Genomic DNA, 13700 nt, shown 5'->3' on the forward strand with positions numbered 1-13700 from the left:
ATCTCCGCCCGGTGACACGGCTAGGCCACTGACAAAGGTCGCCGCGCCGTTTCACTCAGCGACAGCGCGGTCACCAAAGAAAGGAGCGCGGCGATCGTCAGCATCCAGGCGGGTGCCTTTGCATCGCCTGTTGCCGAGATCAGCCATGTCGCCAGATACGGCGCAGTGCCCCCGCCAAAACCGACGCGAGGTTGTACCCGAGATCACGCGCAGCGGCTCGCCGTTGTCGCAACGGAACTCAAAGCCGTCAGAGCACCATTGCTGATTGCTCCGCGCCACAGCCACCTTGCCATCGTGCCGACGTTGCGGCCGAGGCGGAATTGGACGCCGCTGTGTCAGCAACCCGTACGCGCGCATGACGCGGTAGATACGCTTTGCATTGAACGGCACGAGTCCCCGCAGCAACGCGTTCAGTGCGCAATGTGCCCCAGACGCGGCGGTAGCCATAGCTGGGCAAGTCGCCCACAACGCGGCGGATTTCCTCAATCACGGGAGCATTGTCAGTCTGCCTGGATTGTCGTCCATCCTGCCATGTAGCTGGGCGCGACAGTCGTGCCGATACGTTCGAGCGCGACACGCCGAGAACTTCGCAAACCAGCTTTACTGGTCGTCCTCCGGCAGCAAGGGCGAGTGCGCAATCCATTTTTTTGCCCGACCGTACTCAACTGCTTCCCGGAGAATCTCGTTCTCCATGGTCTTCTTACCGAGCATCCGTTGCAGCTCGCCAATCTGCTTGAGGGCATCGGCTAATTCCGATGCCGGAACCACTTCCTCGCCAGCCTTGACCGCGGACAGGCTCCCGTCCTGGTAACAGCTTGCGCCAGTGGAACAACTGATTTGGATTCACGCCGTGTTGGCGCGCGACCAGCGAAACCGATTTCCCCGGTTCGAAACTCTCCCGCACCATCGCGAGCTTCTGCTCTGCCGTCCAGCGCCGCCGACGCTCCGGGCCCGCCAACATTTCCATCACTTCCTGCCTGGTATTAGTCAAAAATACAGTCTTATGCCTACCCGCTAGTTCAAGTAGGAGACTGTGTCCGGCGTTTCAGGGGCTGCTCCAGTCGGAGCCGCAGTTCGTCGTTGTCGCGCGTAGACCGGCGATGACTTTGCTATGAAGAACGCGTATCATTACCGGTGCTTTTGCACCTACAACAACAGTGCTCTTTCGTTGCGACGGCTAATGAATAATAGAGAAAATATCTTGTTAGGCGATGGCGAGCGTGTTGTCTGGCGAGCGGCAACCGGAGAGAGAGTTTTGCTGGTGCGTCTTGCAGCCGAACGTCCTATGCCGAGCAGTCTCGAACGCTTTGTCCATGAATTCGGGCTGAAGGACGAGGTTGATAGTGAATGGGCGGTGCGCCCGCTGAGGCTGACACGTGAAGACGGTCGAACCGTGTTGGTGCTCGAGGACCCTGGCGGCGAGCCGCTCGCGCGGCTGCTTGGTGCGCCAATTGAGATCGGGCACTTCCTGGAACTCGCGATTGGCATTGCGGCCGCGCTTGGCAAACTTCACCAACGCGGTCTTGTGCATAAGGATCTCAAGCCCGCGCATATCTTCGTGCACTGCGCCGATGGGCAGGCCCGCCTCACCGGATTCGGCCTGGCGTCGCGCCTGCCACGCGAGCGGCAGGCCCCCGAGCCACCTGAAACCATCGCCGGAACGCTCGCCTACATGGCGCCCGAGCAGACCGGCCGGATAAACCGCTCGATCGATTCGCGCAGCGACTTATACGGACTGGGCGTCACGTTCTACGAGATGCTGACGGGCGTCTTGCCGTTTGCCGCCGCCGACGCCATGGAATGGGTGCATTGCCACATCGCAAGAACGCCGATGCGTCCCGACGCGCGGGTGCAAGCTGTTCCTTCGGTGATCTCCCGTATCGTCATGCAGCTGCTCGCCAAGACAGCTGACGAGCGCTACCAGACTGCCACCGGTGTCGAGCATGACCTCCGGCGTTGCCTCGCCGACTGGCAGCGACAACGCCGCATTGACGACTTCCGGCTGGATGAACACGGCATGCCTGGCAAGCTGACGATTCCCGAGCGGTTGTACGGACGGGAGCTCGAGTCGATACCCTGGTCAGCACGTTCACCCGTATTCTCCAGAGCGGCACGCCCGAACTCGTGCTCGTCTCCGGTTACTCAGGTATCGGCAAATCGTCGGTGGTCAATGAACTGCACAATATCTGGTGCCGCCACGGGGATTATTCGCTTCTGGGAAGTTCGACCAGTACAAGCGCAACGTCCCCTATGCGACGCACATTCAGGCATTCCAGGGCCTGGTGCGCATGTTGCTTTTAACGAGGCGATCCGCGAGATCGTACAAGTCATCGAGGGGAAGCAGCCAAGAGTAGTGCTCAGTTGGACATGCAACTCACGGAAGGCTTGCCATACGAAGGCGACCGACCCGGTTAATCGGATTCGTGGCAGCGAACGAGGCCAGCCATCACCACGGTAATCCGTAGGCAAGCGCCATTCGGCTACGGGTGCGACCGTGTCGGTATTGCGGAGTCTGGCGCTCGGTTAGTAAGCGCCAGTAACGCAGAATTAAACTGACCCGTCTCGTTCCTGAAAGAAGCGGGTTTCTTTCTGGGCAACTCGAGAATTCTCAATGACAGAAGATTTCGGATATTTGATAGAGCCGCTTCGTGGGGAGTCGGGGTTCACGCTCTACCGCGGCAGAGATCTCAGAAGTTCCGAGCCAATCCTGGCGCTGGCGGCGGCTGTTGACCAACCATCTCTTCAGAGCCTACAGCGGCTTGAACACGAGATGTCGCTTGCGCCAGAACTCAATACGGAATGGGCTGCTCAACCACTCGCATTGACTCGTCGTCTGGGTCAAACAATCCTCGTTATGAAGGACCCGGGTGGTGAGCCTCTGGATTGTTTGATTGCCCGCTACAAGGAGCATCCACTCAACGTGACTCGTCTGCTGCGTATCGCCATCGGTCTCGCGGCGGCGCTGAGTGGAGTCCACCGCCAAGGCCTCATTCACAAGGACGTCAAACCCGCGAACGCTCTTGTTAACGATTCGGGTCACGTGTGGCTTACCGGGTTTGGCATCGCCTCCCGACTGCCCCGCGAGCGGCTGTCGCCTGTGCCACCTGAAATCATCGCAGGCACTCTGGCCTACATGTCTCCGGAACAGACCGGACGCATGAACCGCTCAATCGATTCGCGTAGTGACCTCTATTCGTTGGGTGTCACGCTTTACGAGATGTTTACCGGCGAACTCCCCTTTACGGGTTCGGATCCGATGGAATGGGTGCACTGCCATCTAGCAAGGCGGCCACTTTCTCCCGTGGAGCGAACGCCGGGTGTCCCGTACGTCGTCTCGTCCATCATTATGAAGTTACTCGCCAGGACTGCGGAAGCGCGCTACCAGACGGCGGTAGGCCTGGGGCGTGATCTGCAACGATGTCTCGGAGAATGGGAAACTCATGGCCATATCGATGAGTTCCCTCTGGGCCAGTGTGACATGCCGGATCGGCTGCGGATTCCCGAAAAATTGTACGGGCGGGAAGCAGAAATCGATACGCTCCTTGCGTCCTTTGACCGTGTCGTAGGTGGCAGCAGACCGGAACTTGTTCTTGTTTCTGGCTTCTCCGGTGTCGGCAAATCTTCCGTTGTTAACGAACTTCATAAAGCGCTTGTGCCCCCTCGTGGGTATTTTGCGTCAGGCAAGTTCGATCAGTACAAGCGCGATATTCCATATGCGACCCTCGCGGAAGCTTTCCGGGGCCTCATTCGACCAATACTCGCAAAGAGTGAAGAAGAGGTGGGGCACTGGCGCGATGAAATAGTTGAGGCGCTCGGCCCAAACGGGCAGCTCATGATTGATCTGGTTCCCGAACTGAAGCTCGTCATAGGCGAACAAGAGCCTGTACCCGAGCTTCCGGCACAGGACGCACTGAATCGTCTGAAACTTGTGTTTCGCCGATTTGTTGGCGTGTTCACTCGAAATCACCCCCTTGCGCTCTTCCTCGACGATTTGCAATGGTTAGACGCGGGTACCTTGGATCTGATGGAGGAATTGCTCACGCATGCGGAGGTGAAAGGCTTGATGCTGGTCGGTGCTTATCGCGATAACGAAGTCACCTCCGCGCATCCGCTGATGCGCAAGCTCGAAAAAATTCGGCAGGCTGGCACGTTAGTGCATGACATCGTGCTTGCGCCTCTTGGCCGTACCGACCTGGAGGAGCTGGTGGCCGATTCTCTTCATTGTGAACGCTTACGCGCTAGCTCGTTGGCAGAGCTGCTTGAGGAAAAAACAGACGGTAACCCATTCTTCGCCATTCAATTCCTTTCCGCGCTTGCCGAGGAATCCTTGCTCACATTCGATTACGGTGAGGGGAAGTGGTCATGGGATCTGAATCGCATACGCATGCGAGGCTATACCGACAATGTCGTAGACCTCATGGTGAGAAAATTGGATCGCCTGTCCACGGGGGCACAGAAAGCCCTACAAGAGCTCGCGTGCCTGGGGATCAGCGCCGATCTAGCCGCACTGCGCATGGCTTCGGAGCGTTCAAACGAGGAACTGCTTGGACAGCTTTCGGAAGCTCTCCAAGCCGGCCTCGTTTCGCGATCGCAGGACATCTACAGCTTTGTCCACGATCGTGTTCAGGAAGCTGCGTACTCGCTGATTCCTCAGAAGGCGCGGGCGGAGGCACATTTGCGTATCGGTATGTTGATGGCGTCGCATACCTCTCCCGAGAAACTTGAGGAAGTGATTTTCGAAATTGCAAATCATCTCAATCGTGGCGCACATCTTGTCACGTCGATGGACGCACTTGAACTTATTGCGCGATTGAATCTTATCGCGGGAAGACGCGCGAAAAAATCAACTGCGTACGCCGCGGCGCTGACATATCTTCATGCCGGACGCGCTTCCTTAAGCGCCTCCGCTTGGGAGCACAATTACGACCTAATCTTTTCGATCGAGAGTCTTCTCGCCGAATGCGAAATGATGACCTCCGACACCGACGCTGCGGAAGACCGGCTTTGCAAGCTGACTGACCGTGTGAAAAGTGCTCATGATATTGCACTTATCACGCGCTTGCGCCTGACACTCTATGACCTTACTCGACAAACTGACCGTGGCTTGCAGGTATTCATCGAGTATCAACGAGGTCGCGGCTTGGACTGGTCGGCACATCCCAGCGACGAAGAGGTTTCCCGCGAATATGACCGGATCTGGTCTTTATTGGGGGGCCGGAATATTGAGGAACTCGTTGACCTTCCATTGGTCACCGATTCGGATTTGCTCGATGAACTGGCCATCTTGACTGAATTCGTCATGCAGGCGATGCACACCAGTGAAAACCTCCTGGCATTCGTGCTTTGTCGTACGGTCTGCATCAGTCTAGAGCATGGTAATAGCGATGCGGCATGCTTCGCTTATGTGTCGCTGGGTATGCTTGCCGGCCCTCGCTTTTCTAATTATGAGGCTGGATTCCAGCTCGGAAAGCTCGGTTACGACTTGGTGGAGAAGCGCGGATTGAGTGGCTACCAGGCGCGCGTCTATTTGCGTTTTGGGAGCAATATAATCCCGTGGAAACACCACATCAGGGCAGGGCGGGAGGTGTTGCGACGCGCTTTCGAGGCCGCGAACAAGATTGGCGATCTCACCTACGCGGCATATAGCTTCACAAACATTAATGCGAATCTTCTTGCTGCGGGAGATCGTCTGATGGATGTGCAGCGTGACGCCGAGAGCGGTCTTGAGTTTGCCGAACGTATGCGGTTCGACCGGGCCATTATTCCAATTTCGATACAGCTTGCATTTGTTCGAAACCTTCGCGGTCTCACATCGAAGTTTGGTACGCTCGGTGACGGGCACTTCGACGATCTTCAATTCGAAGTTCTAGCGGCAGCCAGCGCTGAACCAGGGTTACTGGAGTGCTTCTACTGGGTCAGAAAATTACAAGCGTGTTACTTTGCGGGAGATTACGGATCGGCCATGCATGCGTCGACGGAGGCTGCCCCCCTGCTATGGGCAACGCGCTCCTTTTTCGAAACAGCGGAATATCACTTTTACGGTGCCTTGGCTCGGGCCGCGTCTTTTGATTCCGCAATCGGAGACTCGCGATGGGAACACCGTAAAGCATTGGCTGACCACCACGCCCAGTTGACAATCTGGGCAGAGAGTTCCCGGGAGACATTCGAAGATCGTTTCCTACTGGTGAGCGCAGAAATTGCGCGGATCGAAGCGCTGGACCTCGATGCCATGCGGCTGTATGAGCAGGCGATAGACAGAGCAAAGGCAAACGGATTTCTGCACAACGAGGCGATCGCGCACGAGCTTGCAGGACGTTTTTATTTGTCGCGCAATATCGAAACTGCGGGCTACGCCTACATCCGGAAGGCGCGTAATTGCTACGACAGATGGGGCGCGATTGGCAAAGTTAAGCAACTCGACGAACAGTATCCGCGTCATCACGAGAATGGAACGCAGATTTTTGCGGCTGGGATCGGCGAACCGACCGAGCGGTTGGATGTCGAGGCCGTAATGAAAGCGGTGCGTGCCTTGTCCAGCGAGATGATCCTTCCCTCGCTGATTGAGACGCTCATGCGAATCTCAATGGAGCACGCGGGGGCGGAGCGCGGTGTACTGATTCAGATTGCAGGCGGCGTCCCAACGATTGAAGCCGAGGCGCTTACCGCTGTTGGCAAGATCGAAGTGGCGGTTGGACAGAAGACCGTTTCGCCGTTCGCTCTCCTGCAATCCGTACTGCACTACGTGATCAGAACACGGGAAAGTGTAATTCTCGATGACGCCTCTTCCGATAACGCGTATTCGAAGGATGAATACGTACAGCTTAGGGGCTGCCGATCCGTATTATGTTTGCCTGTCATCAAGCAGGGGACACTTGTCGGCGCGCTTTATCTTGAGAACAATCTGGCATCCCGTGTATTCACGCCGAGCCGGGTTGCTGTGTTGCAGTTGCTGACTTCACAGGCGGCTATCTCAATTGAGAACGCTACCCTATTCACTGACTTGCAACGCAGTGAGACCTTCATGGCACTGGGGCAATATATCAGTCACACGGGTAGTTTTGGATGGACTGGCGAAAACGGACAGTATTACTGGTCGGAAGGAATCTACAACATTCTTGAATATGATCGAGGTGTTCGTGCATCGGCGGAGGCGGCGCTACAGCGAATTCATTTCGAAGACCGCGATCTTGTTCGGCGGCTCCTTGATGATGCGTCTCGCGAAAAGAGGGCGTTTGACATAGAACATCGGTTGATGATGCCGGACGGGAGAATCAAGTACGTCCACGTCACGGGCCGGGCAGTCGACACAGGGAGCCTGGACTTTGTTGGGGCCGTTCGTGACATAACTGAACGCAAACAGGCGGAAGCGACTTTACGTCAGGCCCTTAGCGATCTAGCGCGCGTCAATCGCGTGACCGCCATGGGAGAATTGACTGCTTCGCTAGCCCATGAGGTTAATCAGCCGATTGCTGCCGTTATTGCGAACGCAGATGCTAGCCTGCGTTGGCTCAGTCGTGATCGACCGGATATAGTTGAAGCGCGCAAGGCAACAGAGAGAATTGTGGCGCAGGGGCAGCGGGCCTCTCAGATCATCCGCGGAATCCGTGCGCAATTCCAAAAGGAGGCCGCCAATCAAGTGGTCTCTAGCATCGGCGAGATTATTCAGGAAACGGTTGGACTTTTGCGCGGCGAGGCTCTGCGATTCAACGTATCGATGCGGACGGAGCTGGCAACCGGGCTACCCCAATTCGTTGGAGATCGCCTGCAATTGCAGCAGGTGGTGATGAATCTGATCATCAACGGCATCGAAGCAATGAAGGATGTCGACGGAATACGGGCGATGGTCATTAAAGCTGAACGGGCTCAAAGTGGGCAAATTCTTGTTTCAGTGAGCGACACCGGCATTGGAGTGCCGCCGCAACTCGTCGAGCAGATCTTCGATCCATTCTTTACCACCAAGCCGGGAGGCACCGGCATGGGGCTGCGAATATGTCGTTCGATCATCGAAACACATGGCGGGCAATTATGGGTTGCCGAAGAGACTGGACAAGGTACAACGTTCCAGTTCACGCTTCCTGTTACTGCAGAATCCGCTCCGGATTGTCGCCCGTGATCGACCCAGCTTTTTCTGGTGAAGTAGCAACCCCACCAGCTACGTATAGCCAGGCAGGATGCATCGGTGCGTGCGATGAGGCGAGAGTGGTGCGGAGCAGTGGGCACACAGGAGGTGACGTCTCCTGCATCTCCAAATTAGTCAGTCTGTCCTTGAGCCGGCAACTGTGCGAATGGCGCTTCAGAACCAGCTCGGTTATTTCAAGTCAGCATCGCGTGGCATAGCTCGTCATTGGGTGACGGCTCCGAGCCAAGCATGAGCTACGTTGTGCGCAACCGCGCCCGCGCACTTTAGCGTGCGCGCCGCCGCGCTGCCAACAGACTAACCTACGAACTCCCCACGGGTACATGGAAAATGCGCGGCATACCTTAGTTTCGCCGTCCATGTTCGGCGTGCGGCGCCTAGTTTATGGGCCAAGGCTCCGCTGTGCTACACGTTAGCCGGTAGAGACTTTGCTTTTCCATAGGTCAACTGGGCCAAGCCGATCGGCACCCTGAGTCTCCAGCATCCAACCTGGATATTCCAACGGCAACTGACTGACGGCATCGAGCAATTTCAACTCATCGTCCCTGAGCGATATGTCGATTGCGGCAATGTTATCTTCCAACTGGCTGAGCCTCTTGGCGCCGATGATGACGGTCGTGACGATGGGTCGTGACAGTAGCCACGCGAGTGCGATGCGGGCAGGGCTGCAGCAGCGAGCCTCGGCAATGGGGCGGATGACATCGATGACGTCCCATGCGCGCTCTTTGTCCACAATAGGAAAATCGAACTCAGTCCGCCGAGAATCCTCAGGAGAGCGGTTTTCGCGACTGAACTTACCTGAAAGCAGTCCACCCGCTAGCGGACTCCACACCATCAGCCCCATTTTCTGGGACTCTAGCAGCGGACCAAGTTCTCGCTCAATATCGCGCCCTGCGATGGAATAATATGCTTGCAGAGTTTCGAATCGGGCATAGTTATGGCGGGAGCTAATTCCAAGCGCGAGGGCAATGCGCCAAGCCTGCCAATTCGAGACTCCCACGTAACGCACTTTTCCTTGCCGGACAAGATCGTCGAGTGCGCGCAGTGTTTCATCCACGGGGGTCAACATATCAGTCGCATGTATCTGGTACAGGTCAATATGGTCGGTCTGCAGTCGTCGAAGACTAGCGTCGACCGCGTCCATAATGTGCCCCCGTGAGGCTCCAACGTCATTTCTTCCGTCGCCCATACGACTATAAACCTTCGTCGCCAATACATAGTCTTTCCGTGCGATTCCGAGATTTTTGAACGACTGACCGAGCATCGACTCACTCTCTCCTGCCGAATAGACATCTGCGGTATCGAAGAAGTTTATGCCGGCTTCGATGCTCGCCTTTACCAGTTCGTCCGCGCCTGCCTGGTTGACATTTCCAATGTGTTTGTAGACGCCCTTTCCGCTGCTAAAGGTCATCGTTCCCAGGCAAAGCTGTGAAACCAGTAGTCCGGTATTGCCAAGCGTCCTGTACTTCATGGTTAGCTCCTATATTGGGCGCACGGGAGCAGCCCCCCCCAGTCGCGTCGGTGCTTCGGCGATGCACGTCTTCGCTATGGAATGCTGCGCTCCTTTTCCGCTGAATCTTTGTTCGGTGATCGGTGTTCTTTAGTATTCGAACGGCTGACTTCCTCCAGCGCGTTTTACACGCGCATGGTTCCATGTATGCCCGAGCGAAATGTTTATTTGGCCAAGTCCGCCCACGACCGCCGACGCTTCGGAGCCGTCGACGACACATCCATCACTTACCGCAGTGCGGAGCAAGAACCCTTTTTGGCTTCTTTATTCGAAGTCGGTGCTGAGGCTAACGTCCTTCCAGCGTGTGAGTTCCGCCGCAAATCTTTCCCGCTTTTCCTGTGTGCGTCGAAACGCATCCGGTCCAAGTACAAGATGGAGCAGCGGCTCGCTTGCTTCCACCGCGCGAACGATGGCATCCGCGGCGCGTGCCGGGTCACCGGCTTGCGTTCCGGACATCGCTTCAAGATAGGCAAGAGCGGCCCCTGCTGTCGCGGCATAGTCCTGAATGGCCAGGGGTTTGATGCGAATCGAATGCTCCGACAGGAAATCCGTGCGGAATGCGCCCGGCTCGACCAGCGTGACCTTGATTCCGAGCGGGGCGACTTCCTGCGCGAGACTTTGCGATAGCCCTTCCACCGCGAACTTCGCTGCGGCGTAGAAGCCGGAGCCTGCGGCAGGCGCAAGCCCAGCAATCGACGTGATGTTGACGATATGTCCGGACTTCTGCTGTCGAAGATAGGGCAGTACAGCCTGGACCACGCGACGCGTGCCGTGGAAATTGACATCGAACAGATGGTCTATCTCTTGTTCGGATGCTTCCTCGATTGAACCGAGGAGACCGTAGCCGGCATTGTTGACAACAACATCGAGTTGCCCCGTAATTTCTGCAGCCTGCTTGATGACTGCCGGAATCATCGCGGCGTCAGTGACATCCAGCGACAATACGTTTAGTCGTCCGGATGCATCGGTGAACGGTACTGAACCGTCGCGTGTCGTGCCGACCACGATGTCGCCTTTTGCAAGTACCGCATCGGCGAGCGCTTTTCCGAACCCACGCGATACACCGGTGATGAACCAGGTTTTCGATGCCATTAACAAGCCCCAATTAATCTGAGTTTAGACAGCGTCCCTAATGCCCGCGTTGTCCGGGCGGTGGCATATGCCAATTCAATGACTCCACATGCCGCGGTGCTCACTTTGACAGGAACGTCTCGATGAGCGCCGCGACGTACAGAGGTACTTCCTGCACCGGCCAATGACCACAGTCCGGCAGAACCACGAGTTCTACTTGTCGTAGCTTGGCGAGCCAGTGCACACGCGCCATTTTCGTGGTGAACACGTCCTGAGCACCGACGATGACGAGGACCGGCTGATCGAGGACCGTTGCCTTGGCCTCAAAGTCATCGAACGCGAACGATTCCAGATAGCCGGCGTAGGCATCCTTGCGGCTATTGGCAAATGAGCTTTCAGCCAGTTGCCGAGCCCAAAAGCCCGGCAAGCGATTGCCTGTCGATTGGGCGATGATTGCCTGCCGTGTTTCCACGATCTCTGCCGAAGAGCGAAAGAAAGCGAGTGAATCCGCGTCGAAAGGTACGGCACCAGCCCATACCGGCGAGAGGCCCACGAGTCGCTCAATCCGTTCGGGCGCATCAACGGCAAGCCGTAACGCTACCTTGCCGCACATGGAATGGCCGATGACCGAGAATCGTTCCCAGCCAAGCTGGTCCGCAAGCTCCAGCGCGTCGGATGCGGCAGTTGCCATGTTGAACGGCCCGGCAACGCTGACCGAATCGCCATAGCCACGCAGGTCCGGCACGGCAATCGACCACCGCTCGGGATCGAGTCCGGCCATCATCGGCTGGAAGCTTTGCCTGGTGTCGAAGAGACCATGTAGGGCGATCGCTTTCAGTGGTCCCCGACCATAAGTTGCATAGTTGATCATCGGTCGTCCTTCGAGGGTACGGCTATTTGTCGAGCATCGCCAAGTCTTGATCGTTGTACCGTTCACCGGAAACACGCTGTTGCGCAGTTAGCTTATCTAGCGTCTCGATTTCGGCCGCGGTCAGCGAAATCGACGCTGCACTGAGGTTTTCCTCGAGATAGCGCCGCCGCTTTGTCCCGGGGATCGGTACGACATAAGGGCTGACGCCCAGCAGCCAGGCGAGACCGACCTGGGCTGGCGTCGCACCTCGCGCCTCGGCCATCTCGCGAACCGCGGTTGCAATGCGCATGTTGTTGTCGAAGTTTGCACCCTTGAAGCGGGGATCACCCCAGGAGCGAAAATCATTCGCCGGGTAGTCCTCGGCGCGCTTCACGTCGCCAGTTAGGAAGCCGCGCCCGAGCGGGCTGAACGGCACGAGGCCGATGCCGAGTTCACGCAACACCGGCATCACGTCGTGCTCGATACCTCGCTCCCAAAGGGAATATTCGCTTTGGAGGGCGGTGACGGGTTGAACGGCATGGGCGCGTCGGATGTTCTCGGGGCCAGCTTCCGAGAGGCCGAAATGCAAAACCTTGCCCTCAGTGATCAATTGCTTGACTGCTCCGGCGACATCCTCGATTGGCACGTTGGGATCGACCCGATGCTGGTAAAGCAGATCTATCCGGTCCGTCTGCAGGCGTTTGAGAGAGGCTTCCACAACCTCGCGGATGTGTTGCGGTCGACTATCGGTGCCGGTTCGACGACCATCTTTGAGGATAAAGCCGAACTTGGTGGCTATTACCACCTGGTCGCGCCTGAATTTCAGGCAGCGGCCGAGCAGTTCCTCATTCTTGAACGGCCCGTAGGCCTCCGCTGTGTCGAGGAATGTGCAGCCAAGCTCGATCGCACGGTCGATCGTGGCAGCTGATTCGACATCGTCGGGCACGCCATAGGCGTGGCTCATGCCCATGCAACCGAGGCCGATGGCGGAGACTTCCAGTCCTTGGCCTAGTGTGCGTATTGGCACCATGATCTGGTTTCCGGATTGAGGGTTGTGGTCATGCCCGGAGCGTGACGTCCGCGCCGCCGAAGATGAGACCCTGAACCAAGGGACGCCTCATGAAGACAGTGGGGAAAATCGGCTCGGGCTTGCTTGTCGCGTCGAGGCGCGCCAGTTGATCGGCGCTGAACGTGACGGCGAGCGCACCGAGATTGTTTTCGAGCTGGGCGATCGTGCGTGCGCCGATGATCGGCGATGCGACGACAGGATCAAGAAGCGTCCAGGCAAGCGCGACCTGTGCCGACGTCACTCCGATCTCGCTCGCGACGTCCCGCACGGCCTCTGCAATCGCGAGTGCCCGCCCGTTGAGGTTGCCCGAAGAAGCGATAACGCCTTTTCGCGAACCCGAAACACCAGCCTCGCTCTGCTGCGAGAGGTCGGCGTGCCTGTATTTGCCCGTGAGTACGCCGCCGCCAAGAGGGGACCACGGCGTCACACCGAGGCCGAGGGCCTGTGCCATGGGGAAAAGCTCGTGCTCGACCGTGCGTTGGATGAGGCTATATTCAACTTCGAGTGCCACGAACGGCGCCCAGCCGCGCAGGTCTGCCAGGGTCTGCATCTGCGCGACGCGCCAGGCGGGCGTGTTCGAAATGCCGATATAAACGACCTTGCCGCTACGAACCAGGTCGTCAAAGGCACGCATCACCTCATCCGGCGCGGTGGTGAAGTCCCATCCGTGCAGGTAGAGCAACTCAACGCGGTCAGTTGCGAGTTGACGCAAGCTGGTCTCGACCGAGCGGATCATGTTGAGGCGATGGTTGCCGCCCGAATTGGGGTCGCCGGACTCGCGCGCCATGGTGAACTTGGTCGCGACCACCATCCGGTCACGCCTGCCCTTCATGAAGGCGCCCACGAACCGCTCAGCCGTGCCATTGGTGTAATTGACCGACGTGTCGATGAAGTTCCCGCCTTGATCGACATAGATGTCGAACATGCGACGCGCCTCGTCGATATCGGCACCCCAGCCCCAGTCGGTGCCGAAGGTCATGGTCCCGAGCGAGAGTGGCGAAACGCGCAGGCCGGAGCGACCGAGAAGGCGATAGGAATCGAGCTTGAGAGCATTGGCCATGCG

6 protein-coding genes and 2 pseudogenes are annotated in these 13700 nt (G+C 57.5%); 2 read left to right on the forward strand and 6 right to left on the reverse strand.

Features of this window, described 5'->3' with window-relative positions:
• Positions 1-204: 204 nt before the first annotated feature.
• Positions 205-967: pseudogene (locus tag AB3X94_RS20820) on the reverse strand (IS3 family transposase); the annotation flags it as partial.
• Positions 968-1180: 213 nt separating this feature from the next.
• On the opposite strand from AB3X94_RS20820, the pseudogene AB3X94_RS20825 reads away from it, so the two are divergent.
• Both AB3X94_RS20825 and AB3X94_RS20830 read left to right on the forward strand, forming a co-directional pair.
• Positions 1181-2297 (forward strand): annotated as a pseudogene (locus AB3X94_RS20825) (AAA family ATPase); the annotation flags it as partial.
• A gap of 314 nt (positions 2298-2611) precedes the next feature.
• Complete coding sequence (locus AB3X94_RS20830) at positions 2612-8113, forward strand: AAA family ATPase (RefSeq protein ID WP_368612567.1); 5502 nt, start codon at positions 2612-2614, stop codon at positions 8111-8113.
• A gap of 436 nt (positions 8114-8549) precedes the next feature.
• On the opposite strand, the gene AB3X94_RS20835 is transcribed toward AB3X94_RS20830, so the two are convergent.
• The 5 genes from AB3X94_RS20835 to AB3X94_RS20855 form a co-directional block, all read right to left on the reverse strand.
• Complete coding sequence (locus AB3X94_RS20835; protein ID WP_368612568.1) at positions 8550-9608, reverse strand: aldo/keto reductase; 1059 nt, start codon at positions 9606-9608, stop codon at positions 8550-8552.
• A 303-nt stretch (positions 9609-9911) separates the two neighbouring features.
• Positions 9912-10739, reverse strand: coding sequence for an oxidoreductase (locus tag AB3X94_RS20840; protein WP_368612569.1), 828 nt, complete (start codon positions 10737-10739; stop codon positions 9912-9914).
• A gap of 100 nt (positions 10740-10839) precedes the next feature.
• Entirely contained in the window at positions 10840-11589 is a 750-nt protein-coding gene (locus AB3X94_RS20845; RefSeq protein WP_368612570.1) for an alpha/beta fold hydrolase, read from the reverse strand.
• A 22-nt stretch (positions 11590-11611) separates the two neighbouring features.
• On the reverse strand, positions 11612-12598 hold the full coding sequence (locus AB3X94_RS20850; RefSeq protein ID WP_368612571.1) for an aldo/keto reductase: 987 nt from the start codon (positions 12596-12598) through the stop codon (positions 11612-11614).
• 28 nt (positions 12599-12626) lie between these two features.
• On the reverse strand, positions 12627-13697 hold the full coding sequence (locus AB3X94_RS20855) for an aldo/keto reductase (protein ID WP_368612572.1): 1071 nt from the start codon (positions 13695-13697) through the stop codon (positions 12627-12629).
• Between the last annotated feature and the right edge of the window lie 3 nt (positions 13698-13700).

The sequence above is a fragment of the Paraburkholderia sp. BR10923 genome (assembly GCF_040948765.1).
In the GTDB taxonomy this organism is placed as follows: domain Bacteria; phylum Pseudomonadota; class Gammaproteobacteria; order Burkholderiales; family Burkholderiaceae; genus Paraburkholderia; species Paraburkholderia youngii.